The organism is Oceanobacillus sp. FSL W7-1304, assembly GCF_037969805.1.
Lineage (GTDB): Bacteria > Bacillota > Bacilli > Bacillales > Amphibacillaceae > Oceanobacillus > Oceanobacillus profundus.
Genome location: NZ_CP150211.1, coordinates 3,147,314 through 3,166,774, shown reverse-complemented (window position 1 = coordinate 3,166,774; position 19,461 = coordinate 3,147,314). Strand labels below are relative to the sequence as shown.

The 19,461-nt window shown below is 39.0% G+C and carries 20 protein-coding genes; 4 read left to right on the top strand and 16 right to left on the bottom strand.

The window, feature by feature from the left end; translation table 11 throughout:
* Positions 1 to 404 precede the first annotated feature (404 nt).
* Together NYE61_RS15940 and NYE61_RS15935 are read left to right on the top strand one after the other, a co-directional pair.
* A complete protein-coding gene (locus NYE61_RS15940) occupies positions 405 to 1,430 on the top strand; it encodes an SEC-C metal-binding domain-containing protein (protein WP_095314139.1) in 1,026 nt (341 codons plus the stop codon).
* 220 nt (positions 1,431 to 1,650) lie between these two features.
* Positions 1,651 to 2,673 (top strand): LLM class flavin-dependent oxidoreductase, encoded by a 1,023-nt coding sequence (locus NYE61_RS15935; protein WP_095314150.1) that lies wholly within the window; start codon positions 1,651 to 1,653, stop codon positions 2,671 to 2,673.
* 62 nt (positions 2,674 to 2,735) lie between these two features.
* On the opposite strand, the gene NYE61_RS15930 is transcribed toward NYE61_RS15935, so the two are convergent.
* The 9 genes from NYE61_RS15930 to NYE61_RS15890 all read right to left on the bottom strand — a co-directional run bounded on the left by NYE61_RS15930 (position 2,736) and on the right by NYE61_RS15890 (position 10,273).
* Positions 2,736 to 3,524: an ion transporter gene (locus NYE61_RS15930; protein WP_303448425.1), complete on the bottom strand. Its 789-nt coding sequence runs from the start codon at positions 3,522 to 3,524 to the stop codon at positions 2,736 to 2,738.
* Between the two features lie 32 nt (positions 3,525 to 3,556).
* Entirely contained in the window at positions 3,557 to 4,195 is a 639-nt protein-coding gene (locus NYE61_RS15925) for a pentapeptide repeat-containing protein (RefSeq protein WP_303448426.1), read from the bottom strand.
* A gap of 266 nt (positions 4,196 to 4,461) precedes the next feature.
* Positions 4,462 to 4,845: a Na+/H+ antiporter subunit G gene (locus tag NYE61_RS15920; RefSeq protein ID WP_095314133.1), complete on the bottom strand. Its 384-nt coding sequence runs from the start codon at positions 4,843 to 4,845 to the stop codon at positions 4,462 to 4,464.
* Entirely contained in the window at positions 4,823 to 5,107 is a 285-nt protein-coding gene (locus tag NYE61_RS15915; RefSeq protein WP_095314131.1) for a Na(+)/H(+) antiporter subunit F1, read from the bottom strand. Before NYE61_RS15915 ends, NYE61_RS15920 begins: the two co-directional genes overlap by 23 nt.
* Positions 5,107 to 5,589 (bottom strand): Na+/H+ antiporter subunit E, encoded by a 483-nt coding sequence (locus NYE61_RS15910; protein ID WP_303448429.1) that lies wholly within the window; start codon positions 5,587 to 5,589, stop codon positions 5,107 to 5,109. The genes NYE61_RS15915 and NYE61_RS15910 overlap by 1 nt, the downstream gene beginning before the upstream one ends.
* Positions 5,590 to 5,636: 47 nt before the next feature.
* Positions 5,637 to 7,115, bottom strand: a complete 1,479-nt coding sequence (locus tag NYE61_RS15905) for a Na+/H+ antiporter subunit D (RefSeq protein ID WP_303448432.1) — start codon at positions 7,113 to 7,115, stop codon at positions 5,637 to 5,639.
* Complete coding sequence (locus NYE61_RS15900; protein ID WP_095314126.1) at positions 7,108 to 7,449, bottom strand: Na(+)/H(+) antiporter subunit C; 342 nt, start codon at positions 7,447 to 7,449, stop codon at positions 7,108 to 7,110. Before NYE61_RS15900 ends, NYE61_RS15905 begins: the two co-directional genes overlap by 8 nt.
* Before the next feature lie 3 nt (positions 7,450 to 7,452).
* Complete coding sequence (locus NYE61_RS15895; RefSeq protein ID WP_095314124.1) at positions 7,453 to 7,875, bottom strand: Na(+)/H(+) antiporter subunit B; 423 nt, start codon at positions 7,873 to 7,875, stop codon at positions 7,453 to 7,455.
* Complete coding sequence (locus NYE61_RS15890) at positions 7,862 to 10,273, bottom strand: Na+/H+ antiporter subunit A (protein WP_303448436.1); 2,412 nt, start codon at positions 10,271 to 10,273, stop codon at positions 7,862 to 7,864. Before NYE61_RS15890 ends, NYE61_RS15895 begins: the two co-directional genes overlap by 14 nt.
* A 766-nt stretch (positions 10,274 to 11,039) precedes the next feature.
* Between NYE61_RS15890 and NYE61_RS15885 the strand changes: the two genes are divergently transcribed.
* A complete protein-coding gene (locus NYE61_RS15885; protein ID WP_095314120.1) occupies positions 11,040 to 11,720 on the top strand; it encodes a histidine kinase in 681 nt (226 codons plus the stop codon).
* A gap of 159 nt (positions 11,721 to 11,879) precedes the next feature.
* On the opposite strand, the gene NYE61_RS15880 is transcribed toward NYE61_RS15885, so the two are convergent.
* The 5 genes from NYE61_RS15880 to NYE61_RS15860 all read right to left on the bottom strand — a co-directional run bounded on the left by NYE61_RS15880 (position 11,880) and on the right by NYE61_RS15860 (position 16,774).
* Positions 11,880 to 12,671, bottom strand: coding sequence for a carbon-nitrogen family hydrolase (locus tag NYE61_RS15880; protein ID WP_303448438.1), 792 nt, complete (start codon positions 12,669 to 12,671; stop codon positions 11,880 to 11,882).
* Between the two features lie 23 nt (positions 12,672 to 12,694).
* The gene (locus tag NYE61_RS15875) at positions 12,695 to 13,294 is read right to left on the bottom strand and encodes a response regulator transcription factor (RefSeq protein ID WP_303448440.1); all 600 of its coding nucleotides are present in this window, start codon (positions 13,292 to 13,294) and stop codon (positions 12,695 to 12,697) included.
* Entirely contained in the window at positions 13,291 to 14,427 is a 1,137-nt protein-coding gene (locus NYE61_RS15870; RefSeq protein WP_095314114.1) for a sensor histidine kinase, read from the bottom strand. The genes NYE61_RS15875 and NYE61_RS15870 overlap by 4 nt, the downstream gene beginning before the upstream one ends.
* 90 nt (positions 14,428 to 14,517) lie before the next feature.
* Positions 14,518 to 15,567, bottom strand: coding sequence for a fatty acid desaturase (locus NYE61_RS15865; protein ID WP_303448442.1), 1,050 nt, complete (start codon positions 15,565 to 15,567; stop codon positions 14,518 to 14,520).
* A gap of 523 nt (positions 15,568 to 16,090) precedes the next feature.
* Positions 16,091 to 16,774 carry a phosphoribosylaminoimidazolesuccinocarboxamide synthase gene (locus tag NYE61_RS15860; protein WP_095314108.1) on the bottom strand — a complete coding sequence of 228 codons (684 nt, stop codon included), beginning with the start codon at positions 16,772 to 16,774 and terminating at the stop codon, positions 16,091 to 16,093.
* Positions 16,775 to 17,061: 287 nt separating this feature from the next.
* On the opposite strand from NYE61_RS15860, the gene NYE61_RS15855 reads away from it, so the two are divergent.
* On the top strand, positions 17,062 to 17,694 hold the full coding sequence (locus NYE61_RS15855) for a CoA pyrophosphatase (RefSeq protein ID WP_303446896.1): 633 nt from the start codon (positions 17,062 to 17,064) through the stop codon (positions 17,692 to 17,694).
* A 76-nt stretch (positions 17,695 to 17,770) separates the two neighbouring features.
* On the opposite strand, the gene NYE61_RS15850 is transcribed toward NYE61_RS15855, so the two are convergent.
* Positions 17,771 to 18,343: a hypothetical protein gene (locus NYE61_RS15850; protein ID WP_303446898.1), complete on the bottom strand. Its 573-nt coding sequence runs from the start codon at positions 18,341 to 18,343 to the stop codon at positions 17,771 to 17,773.
* A 41-nt stretch (positions 18,344 to 18,384) separates the two neighbouring features.
* The gene (locus NYE61_RS15845) at positions 18,385 to 19,296 is read right to left on the bottom strand and encodes a phosphotransferase (RefSeq protein WP_303446899.1); all 912 of its coding nucleotides are present in this window, start codon (positions 19,294 to 19,296) and stop codon (positions 18,385 to 18,387) included.
* Positions 19,297 to 19,461: the final 165 nt, after the last annotated feature.

The following is a 19,461-nucleotide window of genomic DNA, read 5'->3' as shown; positions in this document are numbered from 1 at the left end:
GCCATTTTGTTATGAATCATATTTTCTAATGAGATTAATTAGGAATATATTCCTTTTTCTCGCGCTCGAAACACACCTATATTAACGTTAGAAAATTTTATCTTTTAATACGTTAACGTCATCAACAGCAAATGATGGTATAATAGCCTTGTTAGCGTTCCAGAATGTATCTGTTTGTTGATTCTGCATCAAAAGCAATACTATACACCGAATTCAAAGCAAGAAGAAAATATAAATTGCATCAAGATGAATAGGTTATTCTTCATTCTTGCAGATAGAAAAGTTTTAAGCTTTTCTATCTGCTTTCGCTTTTTATTAAATACCATTGATTCGTCTTTCGATGGAATTAAATTATAATAAGTGTGCGTACCTAAAAGAGATTACTATAAGAAGGGGTTGTTACTTTGAACAAGCCAAAAAGAAATGATCCATGTACATGTGGCAGTGGCAAAAAATACAAAAAATGCTGCGGATCTTCAAATGTTACTACAATAAGTCCTGAAGTTTACAATTCGGAATTAGAGAATTTCCATATAAAACTAATTTCCTTCGCCATGCAACAATACGAATCAGAACTAGAGGAGCTAACTCTACGATATCCTCAGCCATTCATTGGAGAAAATGAGGAACTATCCAAGATTTACATGGCAGGTCTAACGTTTTGGGCGATACCGAATCTTCCATTTTTGAAGAATGACCAAACGATTTTTGCAACATTTTATCAAAAACAGGAATCAAAAATGAGATACACAAATACAAAAAATACATTCGCAGCCTGGGCAAACACGGTTCCAAGTATATTCGACATTCTTACCATTGATAAAGAAGCACAGCAGGCTCATTTGCGTGATGTCTTAACAGATGAAAACTATATCATTCCGTTTACGGAAGAGGATGACTTTAAAGCAGGAAATCTAGCTATTGGCGTTACCGTTCCATATGTCGGTTATCACAACTTCCTGTTTACAATGGTGGAATTATTTGATAAAGACAGGGAGAAAATTATAGCAATGACCAAATCTTACGCTCGTATGGAAGGCGGTCTAGCAGAAAACTTCCCAGCCCTTTTAGCTGATATCCTAGTATATGAAGACCCTAAATTTGAGTGGCCAAATCCAGCACAGGAAAAGGTTGCAGAACTATTCGAAAAGCAGATGCAGGAAAAAGGAATGGATGAACAAATTATCTCAATTGGTGTTAAGCTCTGGAACATTTACTGCTCCAAGGAGAATCCAACATTTAAAAAACTCGGTTCCTACGCCGCGGCACTCGACTACTTTGTACAGGATAAGTTTCAGGAAGAGCCCGCTACCCAAAGTCGGCTCGCCAAGGAGTATGAGACAACTGCTACAACCGTTTCTTCCAATTATCGAAAGCTTACAAAAGTGTTGGATAGCGAATGGAAGCAGCTAATGAACAAAAGTGAATGACGAATCAACAATGGTGTACATAGCATGCAACTGCTAATACAAGATGAACCGCAGGATTGATTTAAGAACAAAACAGATATTTTACGATTCCCAACATCTGTTTTGTTCTTTTTGTTTTTAAACCGCATTCGATAAATTATCCATAACAAGCTAATTATTGGACTATCCTCCTAAAAACACTTATCATTTCTTACTAATAACCATATATCTAGGAGGGAAAATTTTGACTGCGCATCCTACAAATACGTTTAATAATATTCCTTTGTCTGTACTTGATTTAGCACCAATAACAGAAGGAAGTGATGCTACTGCGTCCTTTAAAGAGAGTGTCAAACTTGCTCAGCATGTGGAAAAGTGGGGATTTAACCGCTTCTGGCTAGCAGAGCACCATAATATGCCTGGCATTGCTAGCTCAGCAACGTCCGTGCTCATCGGCCATATCGCTGGAAATACAAAGCATATTCGCGTAGGTGCAGGTGGTGTCATGCTTCCGAACCATGCAACCCTCGTCATCGCGGAGCAATTCGGCACGCTAGAATCTTTATTCCCCGGGCGAATCGATCTTGGACTAGGTCGTGCACCCGGAAGCGATCAAGCAACAGCCTACGCATTGCGCCGGACCTTGAATATGGGACCAGAGGACTTCCCAATGCAAGTGAACGAGCTGCAGGATTATTTTTCAGAAGAACCAGTATCACGTGTTCGAGCGGTTCCTGGACAAGGGCTCTCGATTCCAATTTGGTTGCTTGGTTCCAGTGATTTTAGTGCACGACTTGCTGCCCAAAAGGGATTGCCCTTCTCTTTTGCCAGTCATTTTGCACCAGCATATACCATCCCAGCTTTACAGCTGTATCGTGATCGTTTCCAACCTTCGGATGTGATGCAAAGGCCGTATGCAATGGTTGGTGTAAATGTCATTGCAGCTGAAACAGATGAAAAGGCTCAGTATCTAGCTAGTTCGCATCGTATGCAGTTTCTAAACCTGAGACGTGGTGAGCAAAAGAAACTGCAGCCGCCAATTGATAATATCGATGAAATTTGGTCACCAATGGAAAAAGCAGCGGTAGAAGAATCACTCGATCCTCGTACAACAATTGTCGGTAGTCCCGACACAGTAAAGAAAGGATTAATTGCTTTCCAAGAAGCAACTGGAGCTGATGAAATGATTATCAGCTCACAGATTTACCATCTAGAAGATCGCCTGCGCTCTTATGAAATTGTCGCTGAGCTAATGGATAAATAAACAACAAGCCTGCATCCTTTTTAAAGGATCAGGCTTGCTTTACATTGTAAGACCACAACCACTTACCCAGACTTCTTTTCCAGTAGCTTTTTAATATCCTGCAGCTCCTTTTGCATCTCGGCTAGCTTTTCATCAGTCGGTGAAGGTGTCTCCTCCCGGTTTGCCTCCTCAACGTTATTAACAACCACTCCAACGAAGAGGTTAATGATTACAAACGCACCAATGATAACAAAGGAAAAAAAGTATACCCATGCAAACGGCTCTGCTGTTAATAGCGGTCGCATGACACCACTTGACCAGGAATCAAGTGTTAACAGTTGAAAAAGCGTTAGCAACGTGTCATGCAGTGTTCCAAAATATTCTGGAGCAGTCGTTTGAAATAGCATTGTGCCAATAACAGCATAAATATAAAAGAAAATACCAAGCAATAACAAGATCGTCCCCATTGATGGGATCGTAAGGAGCAGCGCATTTACCATCTTTCGAAGGGATGGAATAACCGATATGGCTCTTAAAACACGCAATACGCGTAAAATCCTTAATACCGTAACATAATGTGCCCCAATTAATACATGTCCCCCTAGAATAATGACAAAATCAAATAGATTCCATGGCTCTCGAAAAAATGATCGAATGGAATTACTCCCAGTTAATCGAATGAGAATTTCTACCGTAAAAACCCAAAGCAATACTTGATCAGCTATGTATAAGATTGTTGCATAGTTTACTATAAAGTATGGATATGTCTCAAGACCAACTAATATCGCATTCAAAATAATTAATCCGATAATGCTATTTCGAAATAATCGATGCTTCGCAATAACTGCACATCGATTTCTCACTTGATTCATGAAGGTTGTGTCCACCCTTCTTTTCCTTAATGTTATACCTTTATTTCTAGTCCAATCACACGCGCAAAGGCTAATGCTTGTTCTTCTGTAACAATACATCCAGGCAAGCTATCCCATGTCACTTGAAGCCCTTCAAAGGTGCATGTACTTAGATCAACTCCCTTTAACGATGTATTCGCAAAGTTTACTTCATCCAAATTACATTCCGTAAATGCCACACGCTGAAAATTGCATTCATAAAAATCAGCACTGTTTAACGAACTGCTTTGAAACGCTACCTGTTTCAAATTCGCAAAACCAAATGTACTCAGTTTTGTTAGACAAGAGACAAACAATACATTTTCCAACGAAGCGTCAGCAAAGTTACTCCCTATTAGCTTAGAATCCTTGAATTCTACTCGATGAATACTTCCTTCACTGAAGTCAGCGTTCGCTAAATCACAATGTTCAAAAACACAGTCTAGTAAATCTGCTTTACGAAAAGACAGCGCATCAAAGGTAACATTTTTAAAAATAACTTCGTCACATCGAATGCTTTCAATCCCTTCTCCATCAATGTGACAATCTTTAATGATACACCGGTTATAATATATTTCTTCATCATACTGAAATACCTTTTCCTGTAATGTTCCCGATAGCTTTGGACGTTGAATTTTGAAACGTTCACCCATACAAATCATTCTCCAATCTGTTTCTCTTCTTATGGACTAGTATACTATAATCACTATTCTTTTTTTACCAAATAGTGATTCACAAATGTTTTTTCAAGGTGCTGAATCAAAGGCACTAACCAAATAAACCTCTAGATTATCCTAGAACGTGTTTTAAGCCACTTTATAGCCTATTTTCTAATAAAACAAAGAAAAGGCACCCGAAGCACACACACGTGCATCAGACGCCTTATTTTAAATGATTTATGCATAAAGGTCTCGAACAGTTAACGCAAATGGGACTGATCCTTCTCTTCTTCTTTTTGCGAAATAACTTCCTTCAACTCATCTTCTATCGTAATGTCTGCCATTTCAACATGCGCTCGGTAAGCAGCTCTAATGATTAAGTGACCCGCTACCGGGGCTGTCAGGAATACAAAAAGAATCCCCAATAAAAGCCTGACACTTACAAACGCTTCAGCTATCGCAAAGTATAGAAATGCACCAAGTAATGTTAATAGCACAGCTAACGTTGAACTTTTCGTCCCAGCATGTGAACGTGTATAAACGTCAGGAAAACGAATAATTCCAACAGCACTTATGACAGCCATTATGGATCCCGCCAGCATTAATACAGCAGCAATAAATTCACTTATCTCGTTTACGTTCAATGATAACACCCCTCTCGATATATTTGGAGAAGGCAATCGTACTAATAAACGCTAAAATCGCTAAAATAAGAATTACCTCTAAAAAAGCCGTGGTCCCTAGCAATACGGATATAACCGCGATACTGGATACGAGCATTACTCCAATCATATCCAGAGCAACAACACGATCTGGCAGACTTGGACCGATGACGATTCGATAAGCACTTATCGCAATTGCGATTCCGTAAAGTGATAAAGCCGTGATAAGCATCACTTCTATCATTACCTCGTCACCTCCATAATCGCTTTCTCAAATTTACCTAAGGATGTAATCAGCATATCTTTCGATTCTTCCACATCCATTCCATGAATATAAAAAGTATCTCCTTCCGGGTTCACTTCCATTACGACCGACCCTGGTGTTAATGTCAATAGTAGGGCGAGAGCAGTTACTTCCCATTCCCCTTTTAAGACTGTTTCGTATTTGAATACCCCGGGCTTAATTTTAATTTTTGGACTTAGAATATGTCTAATAACAAGTATTGTTGAATGGAATAATTCACGATTAAAAATTAGGATTAGCTTAATCAATGCAAAAAACCGAGTGAGGTAGAAGCGTTGTCCAAAGAAACGGTGCATCAGAAAAACGATAACAATCCCAACCAAATACCCTGTCACTAACGTTGTAAATTTCAATTCTGTTTCATCACTAATTAATGTCCAAAGCACTGCGATAAACACGTTTAATAAAAATTGGGCGGGCATTCTAAATCCACCTCCTCTTGTAGTATGAACGACTTCTTAGTAATTGGTTAATCATTTAAAACCGCATCAATATAAATTTGGGGATTCATCAATGTATTCGCTGCATCTTGCACATAAATTGCAAGTGGTTCAGCGGCCAATCCTAAAATAACGGTTCCCGCAGTCAGCAGAACACATGGGATAAGCCAGCCTTTTTTCATTGGAATTTCATCTTCCTCACTAATAATCGTCTCTCCCCAAAAGCAGTTTAAGAAGACGCGCAGCAAGGAATAGAGAACAAAAATACTGGATATAAACGCTAAAGCAAGCAAAAAATACGATCCACTATTAACCGCACCTTGTCCTACTAGCACTTTTCCGATAAATCCACTTAACGGAGGAACTCCAGCAAGAGAAAGCATAACAATAAAGAAAATCCAGCCGAATAGTGGATAATTGCGAATTAGACCACTCATATAATCAATTCGCGTTTCACCAGTTACAATAATCATCGTTCCTGCAAGCAAGAACAATAATGCTTTAACAATCATGTCATGCATTAAATAATAAATCGATCCTTCTAACGCCTCTGGAGTCGCTACTGCAAGTCCGACCAGAATAAAACCAACCGCAATGATAACGTTATATGCAACAATTTGCCGAATATCTTTATACGCTATCGCTCCAATACTACCACCAATCAAGGTTAATCCTGCCAAGATACCAATTAACAAATGGGTAATTTGTTGTTCATGATAAAACAATAAGGTAAACGTCCGAATCATGACATAAATACCTACTTTTGTAAGCAATGCTCCGAACAATGCCGAAACAGCAGTCGCCGGCACACTATATGATCCAGGTAGCCAGAAATAAAGCAAGAGCCCTGATTTCAAAGCAAATACCGTTAAAAAGACAATACTGATTACGGTTAAGAGAGGCGTTTGCCCACTCTCAGCAATTCTTTCGGACAAATGCGCCATATTGAGCGTTCCAAGCGTACCGTATAAATAAGCAATCGCAATTAAGAAGAACCAGGAAGATAGAATATTAATCACAAGGTATTTCATCGATTCTCTCAATTGTACCTTTCTACCTCCAAGGGCAATCAGCACATATGAAGCTAAAAGCATAACCTCGAAGCAGACATATAAGTTAAACAAATCGCCTGTTAAGAATGAACCGTTCACACCCGCAACTAAAAAGTTTACAAACGAATAGAAAAACATATTTTCATAAGACTTTTCCACTGACGAAAAAGCATATAGTAAGCAGATGGCTGTGACGATACTTGTGGTTAATACTAAGATAACGGAAAACGAATCAGCAACAAACAAGATTCCAAACGGTGGCTGCCAGCCTCCAAAATCAAGTCGCTGTACGCCATCTGTCTGAATCCAATTTAACAAATAAATAGATATCCCGATATTCGCAATCATGACAAAGAAACTAATCCACCGCTGCGCCTTTACATAAGGCCTGAGGAAGATCAAAAGAATACCCGCCAGGACAGGGATAGCCATTGGCATGACAAGCAAATTATTCATGTTTTATCCCTCGCATTTCATTCAATTTATCTGTCCCTGTCGCCTGGTAAGTACGGTAAGCTAAAACAAGTGACATTGCAGTTACTGCAAAGCTAATAACAATAGACGTTAGAATAAGCGCCTGTGGGAGCGCGTCAACATAGGCTTCACCATCTTCTCCTCCTAGGATTGGCACACCTCCGGTTTTTAAACCACCCATTGTCATAATCAATAAATGAGCTGCATGGGAAAGAACAGCAGTACCCAAAACAACCCGTATTAAACTTCTAGATAAAATCAAATAGGTAGCAACTGATACTAACACACCTGTTAGGATGGTTATTAATGTCTCCATAGATTACACATCCTCACTAATACTTAGAATAATCGTTACAACTACCCCTACTACGACAAGTGCTACCCCAGCCTCAAAAATAGTTACAGTTGTAAGTTCTGTTTCCCCAAAGAAAGGGAGATTAAAATAGGCAAAAGACTGTGATAAAAATGGCACGTCAAAAATCAAAGCACCAAACCCAGTTCCTACGGAAAGAAAGGCACCAAAAGCTGCAACCTTCTTAAAGTCAACAGGAATTGCTTTCTGAACCGTTTCGATATCGTACACAATAAAAAGCAATACGAGCGCCGAGGCGAGGACAAGTCCGCCGATAAATCCCCCACCAGGACTATTATGACCTGCTAAAAACAGGTACGTTGCCAATGTAAGGATAATGAAAACAACAATTTTAGCCACTGTTCGTAAAATGACATTATTGATCTTCAAAGTGTTCATCCTCCTTTTTGGCTTTTAATTTGATGAATGTGTATACACCAATCCCAGCTATGAGGAGAACAACAACTTCAAGCATTGTATCAAACGCACGGAAATCACCAAGAATTGCATTTACAATGTTTTTCCCGCCTGCTAATTCATAGGAGTTTTCAAAATAACCTGAGATTGTTTCAAATAATCTTCCATTTTGTACCGCAAGCGCGATAACGGTAAAGACAACACCAACTAAAATCGAAATCACGATATTTACATTTCTTGACCTGCGCGGCACATCCTCTTTTTGCCATTCAGGCAGGAAATAATAAGCAACAAGGAAAAGCACCGTCGTTACAGTCTCCACGATAAGCTGCGTTAATGCCAGATCCGGAGCCCGGAAAAGGACGAAGAAAGCAGCTACCCCAAAACCAAGAATACTATTGATCAAAATCGCAGTCAGTCTCGATTTAGCAAATAAAATCGAAATAGCAGCTATCATCATGACGAGAGCGATAATCGCTTCAAATGTCGTAATCGGCGCATTACCAGAAATATCAAAGCTATACGCGCCAGTGTAAAGGATTGTTCCCCCAATTGCGACAATAAAGAAAAGGTAAATATATACTAGATAATCACGAAGATATCCAGTCATGTAGTTGTTTGTAATAGCTGTCGATCGTTCCTCCATCCAATCAAGGATAAAGCTATAGAACACGTTAAACGACCATTTTTCCGGAAACAGGCGATATACACCAGTCCAATACTTGCGGTAGATATAAAGCAATGCTCCGATGATAACTACCCCAACTGTCATCCATAACTCTGGACTCTCCCAGCCATGCCATGCGTATATAGGCACACCTAATTCTTCACCAGAAAGCGTCGGGAAGATGCTAGCCATCGCTGGGCGCAGCAAATAATCTCCAAGCAGATTTGGAACAAAGAATAGCCCAACTACAAGCAGTGCCAAGATCCCAGGCGCAACCAGCATACCAATTGGAGGTTCATGTGCAGGATGTTCCAGCTTCTCTTCCTGGTACGGCCCAAGGAATGTTTGAAAAACGATAATCATCGAATAGACAAAAGTAAAGATACTCGCTACCCACGCAATTATCGGTATTAAAACACCCCATGTATCTAGTGAGAAAAACCCAGCTTCACTTATATTTAAAGCAGCAGTAAAAAACATTTCTTTACTTAGGAAGCCATTGAAAAGCGGTAACCCAGCCATCGAGAAACTTCCAATTGTAGCAAAAGTAAATGTAATCGGCATTAAGGTGATTAACCCACCAAGCCTACGGATATCACGTGTTCCCACTTCATGGTCGACAATCCCTACGACCATGAATAGCGCCCCTTTAAATGTTGAGTGATTCACTAAGTGAAACAGCGCTGCGAAAGTTGCTTGTGTATAGAAAGTCGATTCCACAGTATAGCCAAAATGCAGCGCTGCAGAACCCATCCCAAACATACTCATAATCATACCAAGCTGACTAATTGTTGAATATGCAAGCAGTGCCTTAAGATCTGTTTGGCGAACCGCATTAAAGGAACCCCAAAACAGTGTGAAGATACCGACACCTGTTACAAGCCAGAACCAGCTCACCTCTCCACCAAATATCGGAGTAAAGCGTGCAACTAAATAAATCCCCGCCTTAACCATTGTCGCTGAGTGCAAATAAGCACTGACTGGCGTTGGAGCTTCCATTGCATCTGGAAGCCAAATATGGAATGGAAACTGTGCCGACTTTGTAAATGCTCCTAATAATATCAAAATCATTGCTGGAATAAACAAAGCGTGGTTGGAAAACTCACTTACAAGCCCAATCACCTCACGAATACTCCATGTGCCTGTCATTGAATAAATCATAATAAATCCTACAAGCATCGCAAATCCACCCGCGACGGTAATGAGCAAGGATTTTCTCGCACCATCCCTCGACCGCTTGCGTTGATACCAGAATGCAATGAGTAAGAAAGAAGAAATACTGGTCAGTTCCCAGAAAACATATAAAACCATCATATTATCGGAAAGCACAACCCCAAGCATCGCTCCCATGAAAAGCATAAGATACGTATAGAAATGTCCAAGAGACTCTTTGGACGATAAATAGAAGATGGAATACAATATCACAAGTGACCCTACACCTGTAATTAACAGAGCTAGAATCAAGCTAAGCCCATCTAAATACGCAGTAAAGTTAATACCATATGCAGGAATCCAATGAACAGTATTCTCAATTACGTTTCCATTGGCAATGGAAGGAATGTAACGGGCAAGATAAATAAATAAGACCACTGATACGATAATAGCAAACCAACCAATATGGAATTTGGGGATTTTTTTGTAAATTAAAGGAATTAGTGCAGCTGCAATAAAAGGAATAATTATTGCGATGTTCAACGTCAACAAATGATAACCTCCATTCAAAATTGTTCCGGTCCCCACTCCTTAAAAAAGTGAAATTTCATTCATTGGCGATTCCCTTTCCGCCGATGAATTAGGGATTTACGGGGTGTTTATCCCCTACCTCCACGTTTTGCTTTTTTATCACGTTAATGCGTGAAAAGTTTTGGGCATAGTGAACTGGAGTTTACAAATAACATACGTTATATTCTACATCTTCAATTAAATTAATACAGAATATTTAAATACAATGATAAGAGCTCCTATCCTTAGATGGATGAAAGCAATCGTGAATTGAATTTTCGCAAACTCGCTTAAATTTCAGTGGAATGATAAGAGTGAATAAACTAAAAAAATATATAATGCGTAGAATACTACAGAAAATTGTAGTAATAATATAAACGGGATTTAAAAGGGAACTGTGATTTCCTCTGTTTATTATACAGGAAAATAATATGCTACGCACTTTTTAAAGTTTATAGAGTGAACAAATTACCAGTTAACTCTGGAATTAATAATCCAAATCACGTATGCTATAAGTGATTCATACAATTTTTATATTTTTAGGGCTTCACGAATTGATTATTCCATGTTAGAATGATACAGTTTCAAAAATAAATACACGATAATTAGTGAGTTTTTCCACTTAAAATAATTTCAACGGTAATCCGGGTCTAGCCCTTAGAAATCCAGGATCTGCTAAGACTTATCTTGGTATAGTCAGAACGGGATTATTCGTTAAATGAATAGGTCAAGAGGTGAAGGTACCGTTATGAAAAAAATAAGAGGTCGGATGGACGAAAGCATTTTAGTTTGTGTTTATTATGGTCCTAATGGAGAAAGGTTAATTAAGCGGGGCCATAAGTTGGCTCAGATTATGGATTGCCCATTATATGTTTTGACTGTGGATGCATTGCCATATGACGAATTTGATGCCGATAAATCAGGTTACGTAGAACGATGGAAGGAACTTTGCGATGAGTTAGACGTAGAAGAATTCATGATTCGCGATGATGAAAGACGTCCATTCGTGAAAGTTATTGCAGAGGTCGCACACAATCAAAATATTACACAAATCATTATTGGGCAAAGCCCGCAAAATCGCTGGGAAGAAATCACAAAAGGTTCCATCATAAACGCATTACTTCGAGAAATGACCTTTATTGATATTCATATTGTTTCCATTGATCGTACGCTTAAAAGCATCGAAGACACTACCTATGAAAAAGGAGTGCGCGCATTCTTGCAAAAAGATGAAAATGAAACGTACAGATTGAGTTTTGCCAGGTCTAAATATAATTTATACGAAGGTATCTTCTACAAAGAAATTGGAACAGACTTTAATAATGGCGTTTTTAAATTTGTGAATAGCAAAGGAAAAACGTGTCAGGTTCACGTAACAGAGGATATTATTACAGGAGCAATGAAAGAACCACCAAATGTGAAGAAATAATAAACCGCATCTTTATCGGTTGCAAAAGATGAAGTATTCCTTTTGCAGAGGATACTTCATTCATTTATGCAATAAGGTGATTCAAATGCTTACCTATTATGAAAAGCTACGACATTTCAGCTTGAATGGCGTAGCTTTTTTGTGATGTTTTCTCGATGTCTAGAGTTCGTACATTTCCGGAACTCTACTTGTGAAAATAGGTACATCGCTACGAAAGCTATTTACATTTTCTAAGGCAATTGATTCTACAATCGTCTCTTCTTTCTGTTCACTACCGAGTTTTAATGTATTACCCCAAGGATCGACTACCATCGAGTTACCTGAGAATTCCACACCATCATGTGTACCTACACAATTACATGAAACAACATAAAACTGATTTTCAATCGCTCGAGCAATCTGAAGTGCCTTCCAATGCTCTCCTCTGGCTTTTGGCCACTCTGCTACAATATAGAGAACTTCTGCTCCTTTAAGCGCAAGACTCCTTGCTAATTCCGGGAAGCGGAGATCATAGCAGATAATCAGCCCCATTTTCACTCCATCAAGCTCAAATAATTGAACCTTCTCTGTTCCCCCTGTTAAGTATGCTGGCTCATTCAGCATCGGCACAAGATGGATTTTATCGTATTGATAGACAAGTTTTCCTGCTTTATTCACAACAAAGCTAGTATTATAGATGTCTCCGTTTTTCATATTCGGAATCGAACCGCCAATGATATGTACATCATTTGCTTTTGCTACATCTTTTAAAAAGGAAAGGCTCGGCTCCCCATCATGGTCTGATAATGTTTCTAGCTCATCTAAGGTATAAGATGTAGTCCACATTTCCGGTAGGACAATGATGTCTGGTTTTTCCGTTCGCACGGTCTCTTCTGCCCATTGCTTAATTTTTCTTCGATTTCCCTCTGGATCACCTGGAATAATTTTCATTTGATAGATTGCATGTTTCATTATCTTTGTCACTCCTCAAATTGTTATTTAAACCAGCCTTTTTCTTTTAATCTGGAAATGGCTTCAATACGATTGCTGACATTCAGTTTATCCATAATGGATGATACATAATTACGAACGGTACCATTTGTCAGATAAAGCTGACTCGCAATTTCCTTTGTCGTCTTCCCATCTGCAATGAGTTTCATTACTTGCTCCTCACGCTCTGTCAATGGATTTCCTTCCTCATAGGCCATGTCAATCAATTCCGGCGCATAAACCTTGCGCCCGGCCATAATCGCACGAATTGAATTTGCTAATTCCTCACTTGGGCTGTCTTTTAGCAAATAGCCACTAACATTTGCTTTACGGGCTCGTGCAAAATATCCAGAACGAGCAAAAGTAGTCAGAACAATTACCTTACAGGTATCATCTTTTAAAGATTCAGCGGCATCCAAGCCGGTCTTAACAGGCATTTCTATGTCCATTATACAAACATCTGGATTTAGTTTCTCTACTAATTCCAATACCTCTTCACCGTTTTTCACCTGTCCGACCACTTCCATATCTTCCTCCATATCAAGTAGAGCACCCAATGCCCCAAGTAACAATTGTTGATCTTCAGCAATCACGATTCGAATCACGACGATTCCCCCTGTTCCGTCTGTTGAATTACACGCGGGACCTGAATGATAAGGCTTGTTTCATTTTCTGAGTCAAACGTTAAGCCCCCATTAACAAATTCTAGTCGCTCCCTCATTCCGAGAATCCCATTCCCCTTAAACGTATATACCTCGTCTTGGATACCTACCCCATTATCCATAACACAGATGGACCATTTATCCGGTGTTTGCTTCAGAACTATTGTACACTTCGTTGCCTCACTATGTTTTACCACATTTGTTATAGCCTCTTTCAAACACATACTTAATACATTTTCGACAAGTAATGGAGCATCTATTACATCTGGATCCCCCACTACGTCACAGCTTATTTGGGCAGCGTCAAGAAGTTGACGTACACGAAGCATTTCATCTTTTAATTTGGTCCCCTTCATCCCGGAAACTAATTCACGAACTTCTTTCAAAGCTGTTCTTGCCGTTTGGTGAATATCCGTAAGCTCTCTTTTTGCTGATTCTGGGTTTACCCCGATTAGTTTTCCAGCGAGTTCACTCTTTAAACCGATTAGCGAAAGCTTTTGCCCTAATGTATCGTGCAAGTCTCGGCCGATGCGCTCTCGTTCTTCAAGTACAATTAATTGGGCAATTTTTTGGTTTGCATCCTCTAGCTGGTTTTCTAATTTTTCACGCTTATTTCGATTATACATATTAAAAGGAAGTAAAATAACTCCAATGACACAAATAATAATAAACGGCAATTGCGTAAAGAAAGTTTCGGTCTGTATGGAGAACCCAATACTTACAGCTACAATTGTCGTTACAAGGTGAACAATATACAACGAAATAAAACCAGCTTTATTTTGGATATTCCCAATAAAGAAGGCAAGAAATAATGAAAAATAGACATATCCGAAATATAGTGTGACTCCAACACTAATTATTATTTCAATACCTACTGATACATATACAGTCCAGCCTCGCTTTATAAACGCCAGCCGATATGTAACAAAAAATAATACAATCATCACAATACCAATAGCGATCTCCGCTGGCGAAGAGGAACGAAGAATAAAGTAAAACGGAAGCAGACAAAATGCAATCCATGCAAAAAGGCTAAGACCAGTATTTTTCGGAAAAATATGATACCAATGCTGCATTTCAACCGCTCCTTTGTTCATTGCCTGTTTTGTCTTAGTATACCAAAAACCCTTCACATGTGATATATGAAGGGTTTTATACATGTTCTATTATTTCTGCAAGCTTGTTCTTCTAGCTTCCAATCGAAGTGACAATTTTGCATCGCGCTCAAGTTTCTTAAATTCTCTAAAAGAAACAAACGATCTGCTTCTCTGATCATAAAGTCGAAAGCGAAGCGATTGTAAGCTTGTAGCTAACGTAATCGTTGTTGCTTGGTGTAATGGTGGTGTTGATTCATGGGCCTTTTCCAAGTGGTAGTTTGGAACTCTTGGACTTAAATGATGCACATGATGATAACCAATACTTCCCGTCATCCATTCGATTACCTTTGGAAGTTTATAATAAGAGCTTCCATCAACCGCAGCTTTTACATAATCCCATTCGTCCTCATTTTCAAAATAAGAGTCCTCAAACTGATGCTGTACATAGAACAACCAGATTCCTGCAGCTCCAGCAATAAACAAAATTGGTAATTGCACAAGCAAAAATGCCTGCCAGCCAACAGCCCAAATTAGTAATGCGTAAATAATCGCAATGGAGACGTTAATCAAATACGTATTCCATCGTTCTTTACGCTTTGCACCTTTTCGATTAAAACGGTTTGAAACTAAGAAAAGATATAGCGGTCCTAGCCCAAACATAATAATTGGATTACGGTAAAGCCTGTACGCTAATTTCCCCCAAAACGAAGCTTCAGCATACTCGGCCACTGTCATTACCCATACATCACCAGTTCCTCGTTTATCTAGATTACCACTTGTCGCATGGTGAATGGAGTGATCCCGTTTCCACTTTTCAAAAGCAAAATGGGTGATGATGCCTGTAATTGTACCAACAACCCGATTCGCTTTTCCGTTTTTGAAAAAGGACATATGTGTACAGTCATGGAAAATAATAAAGATTCGAACGACAAATCCTGCTGCAATAATCGAGATTGGCAAGGACAACCAAAACGATATGGATAGGCTCTGGTATGCCAGAAACCATAACAGGAAGAATGGAAGTATTGAATTAATTAGTTGAATGATGCTCGCTCTTGTATCTGACTTAGCAAAGATAGAAACGCTTTTTCGTAATTGTGCTTGTTTTTGTTTACTCATTTTTTTCCTCCTTAGAAAAGGATGTGTCTTTATACTATTTTAATGTGCATCTAGATCTTTCATAAGTCATAAACGTCATGGATTGGGATGACATTTGTCATGTTCAGGAACTTATTTTGATAGTTGAGGACTGTAGGAGAGCGGGTTAATTTGGTGCTAGATGAGCGCGGGATGCTGCTTTATTTTTGTTTTTGGTGTCATAGGAGCGCGGAGTGGTGCTTTATTATTCTTTTTGGTGTCACAGGAGCGCGGAATGGTGCTTTATTTTTCTTTTTGGTGTCATACGAGCGCGGGATGCTGCTTTATTTTTCTTTTTGGTGTCATACGAGCGCGGGATGCTGCTTTATTTTTCTTTTTGGTGTCATACGAGCGCGGAATGGTGCTTTATTTTTCTTTTTGGTGTCATACGAGCGCGGAATGGTGCTTTATTTTTCTTTTTGGTGCGTTCTATTCTATGTAATACTAAAAATCCTGCTCGTTTTCAGATAAAAAAAGAGCAGGATTTTTTTGACTATACATGTGATTAGTTGTTTAGCATCATTTTTTCTAAGGCTAGTGGTTCAATGTATTCTCCGTTTTTGTAAGCTCTCATGTTTCCACCGGAAATTTCGTCGATAAGTAAGATTTGATTATTAGCGTCTCTACCGAACTCCAGTTTTATATCATATAACTCAATAGCTTTCTTCGCTAATTCGTCTTTCACGACTTGAGAGATTTCCCGGGTCAATTCTTTCAATGTTTCATATTCTTCATTTGTTAAAATTCCAAGCATAGCCAGTCCATCCTTGGAAATTGGAGGATCCTGGCGCTCATCGTCCTTTAACGTCACTTCAACAAAACCATTCAGAGCTTGAGCTTCGTCTGCATATTTTCCATAACGGCGTAAAAAGCTGCCTACCGCACGATATCGGCAAATCACTTCAAGTCCTTCTCCGAATACCGTTGCCGGCACAACTGTCATCGTTGTGTTTTCCACATCTGCTGAAATATAATGTGTTGGAATGCCTTTTTCCTTTAATTTTTCAAAAAATAATTGTGTAAGTTTTAGTCCTGCCTTCCCAGCACCTTCAATTGATAGCCCTACTGTATTTGCTCCAGGATCAAAAATGCCATCTTCACCTGTTACATCGTCTTTGAATTTTAGTAAGTAATTACCATTTTCTAGCTCGAATACATCCTTTGTTTTACCTGCGTATAACTGCTTCACTGCTGGGCACCTCACTCGATCATTTTTAGAAAACTTGGTATTCGCGGAGTCATTAAGCGAATTCCTTAATTGCACTTTTGCAAGTAGGGAATTTTTATACAATCCTACCTGGTAAATTGACTTTACATTCGTTATTTTATCATAAAATTAGGAATGTAACCTCTGAATCTTTAGAACAGATAGCTATACTTTTCTCTAAGGTTCTTCATATAATAGGGATATAGTTATTTTTAATTGACTATAGTAGACTTTGCTAATAGAGCTTTTGCCTTTATGGAGGTGATATTTTGGATTCAGCAACCGTCATAGCTAAATTAAAAGGAAGAACACCGAGCATTCTTGGTCATCATCAACTTCGCAAATCTGCCGTTTTACTTCCGCTTGTAGAGGTAGAAGGTGAGACTCATATTTTATTTGAAGTACGATCCATGCATATGCGCAGTCAGCCTGGAGATATTTGCTTTCCAGGTGGCAGAATCGATAAAACAGATTCAGATCCAAGACACTGTGCGATTCGAGAAACTACAGAGGAGCTCGGAATATCTGATGCATGTATTGATGACGTTATTCCACTTGATTATATTGTGAATGATTTGAGCAGAATTATTTATCCTTTTGTTGGGAGAATTTCAAATTTAGAACAGATTACCCCAAACCCTTCCGAGGTTGGCGAGGTTTTCACGGTTCCGCTCGCTTTCTTTTTGGAAAGCGAACCGAAGTGCTATAAAGTAAATCTGCAAGTCTCACCCGAGACAGATTTCCCGTATCATTTAATTGTTGGGGGCGAAGATTATAACTGGAGAGTCCGCCAAATTGACGAGCTTTTCTATGAATATAATGGAAAGGTCATTTGGGGACTTACAGCAAGAATACTCACGCACTTTATTCAATTAGTAAAAACTGAAGAAAAACCATCCTGATAGTCGGGATGGTAATCAGCTACGAAAGATATAAGCAAATTAGGGAGCAAATGCATGTTCCATTTGCTCCCCTCTGTTATTTATTATTATGAATTATCTCTTTGGCAAACGCGATTGCGTCCTCCTCCGTTTCGTCCTCTAGCAGAAAATATTGAATCGTATAACCATAGCCATTGAAATCCATTCCCATAATAACGACATCCAGTTCTTCATTTACTACCTGATACTGAACCTCATGTCCGTCAACCTCAATACTTTCAGCACCTGCAAGTTCTCCGACTCTGCCTTTAGATATTGTCATCTGTATGGCTGTATTATCTAAATACATGTCACCGTAAATTAATTGTTTCCGATCGTCTCCCCATGCTTTCTTCATTTCTTCATCCAATGGTTCATCCTTTGAAAAATAATAGATGACCTCCGCTTGCATCGGGTCACCTGTTTTAACTTCTCCTTCCTCCGTTTCCATTTCATAGCCAATTAGTAAAGAGCCAAACGGGAAGTCGGTTTGCGGAATATATGGATTTATCCCTAATACATCATTTATTTTTTCTTGTACAACATCTGTTTCAGAATCACTTGTCCCCTGGCTGCAGCTAATAAGCAGCACAAACAGAGACAAAGCAACAATGACACGGTATTTTTTCATACATAACCTCCTGTCCTGGGCAATTTCAACGTCCTTTACCCTTAACCAAGCCTATAAGCAGATTTATCTTCAAGCAATGCTAGCAAACTTGCAAACAGCTTTCGTTGTGAGTCTTTTTCCCAGTCCTCTTCTACTTCTGCCATCAGCCACATAACCTCATCTAAAAATACATGTTCTATTGCTCTTTCCCAATATCTTACCTCCAACGCTGACAGGCTTACATATTCTTTATATCCTTTCAGAAAAAGTTCCCATTGTTTTGGTGTAAACACTTGATCTGGTGCTGTTTCCATCTCATTATGAAAAAGCAGCAATGCCAAGGCTAAATCAAAAATCCTTGGAATGCACACAGCATTATCCGGGTCAATTAAATATGGATCTGGCGTATAAATTAAGTTATTGGCTTTATAATCGTGCGGTGTCATAACCATCGGAAGACTAGCACGCTGTAATTCCTCCTGTCGAGAAACGATGTGTGTGAGCCTTTCCTGCAGCAATTCAGCGTTCAGCTCAAAGTTGTTTTGCTTTGCATGTTTCTCGATATTTTCAACACTTTCAACAACTTCATCAATTGTAAAGTCATACACATCGTACTCTCCTAATTGAAATACGTTTTCTTCTGGAGATAGATGATGTATTTTTCCTAATAGCTTTCCAGCCTCGTAGACTTCATGATCTTTTCCAGCATAGACTGTTCCAGTGATGAAGGGATAAACGACAAATGTTTCATTTCCGATGGTTTGCGGGTTATCCATTTCCAACTGTACAGGTATGACAACGTTTATGCCTTCTTTATATAAATACGTTGTATAGCCCACTAAAGGTTGCGGTCGTTTTTGAGTTCGTTTCACAACAACATCGTCTATTCGGTACACTGGTGAAAATGGATAAATGCTTACTGGCTCGTTTTCCATGTAAATTCCAAACTTCTTTAAAATTTCTTTTCCTGTCATCATAAACGCCCCTTATGTTTTATTACGAAACTAGTTTCCTATCTTCAACTTTTTTATCAATAAAGTGAAACTTCACTCAGTAGGGGGTTCCCTTCCCCACTGAATGTTAGTTAAACAGAATCAAACATTTACGGGTTGTTTATCCCCCGCTTTCACAAGTTTTTG

Bases quoted from the DNA above. Each gene is read 5' to 3' on its own strand.
- NYE61_RS15880 (WP_303448438.1), bottom strand. From the start codon at position 12,671: ATGAAACATGCAATCTATCAAATGAAAATTATTCCAGGTGATCCAGAG.
- NYE61_RS15925 (WP_303448426.1), bottom strand. From the start codon at position 4,195: ATGGGTGAACGTTTCAAAATTCAACGTCCAAAGCTATCGGGAACATTA.
- NYE61_RS15915 (WP_095314131.1), bottom strand. From the start codon at position 5,107: ATGATAGAAGTGATGCTTATCACGGCTTTATCACTTTACGGAATCGCA.
- NYE61_RS15905 (WP_303448432.1), bottom strand. From the start codon at position 7,115: ATGAATAATTTGCTTGTCATGCCAATGGCTATCCCTGTCCTGGCGGGT.
- NYE61_RS15900 (WP_095314126.1), bottom strand. From the start codon at position 7,449: ATGGAGACATTAATAACCATCCTAACAGGTGTGTTAGTATCAGTTGCT.
- NYE61_RS15865 (WP_303448442.1), bottom strand. From the start codon at position 15,567: ATGAGTAAACAAAAACAAGCACAATTACGAAAAAGCGTTTCTATCTTT.
- NYE61_RS15870 (WP_095314114.1), bottom strand. From the start codon at position 14,427: ATGCAGCATTGGTATCATATTTTTCCGAAAAATACTGGTCTTAGCCTT.
- NYE61_RS15850 (WP_303446898.1), bottom strand. From the start codon at position 18,343: ATGAAAAAATACCGTGTCATTGTTGCTTTGTCTCTGTTTGTGCTGCTT.
- NYE61_RS15910 (WP_303448429.1), bottom strand. From the start codon at position 5,589: ATGCCCGCCCAATTTTTATTAAACGTGTTTATCGCAGTGCTTTGGACA.
- NYE61_RS15845 (WP_303446899.1), bottom strand. From the start codon at position 19,296: ATGACAGGAAAAGAAATTTTAAAGAAGTTTGGAATTTACATGGAAAAC.
- NYE61_RS15930 (WP_303448425.1), bottom strand. From the start codon at position 3,524: ATGAATCAAGTGAGAAATCGATGTGCAGTTATTGCGAAGCATCGATTA.
- NYE61_RS15885 (WP_095314120.1), top strand. From the start codon at position 11,040: ATGAAAAAAATAAGAGGTCGGATGGACGAAAGCATTTTAGTTTGTGTT.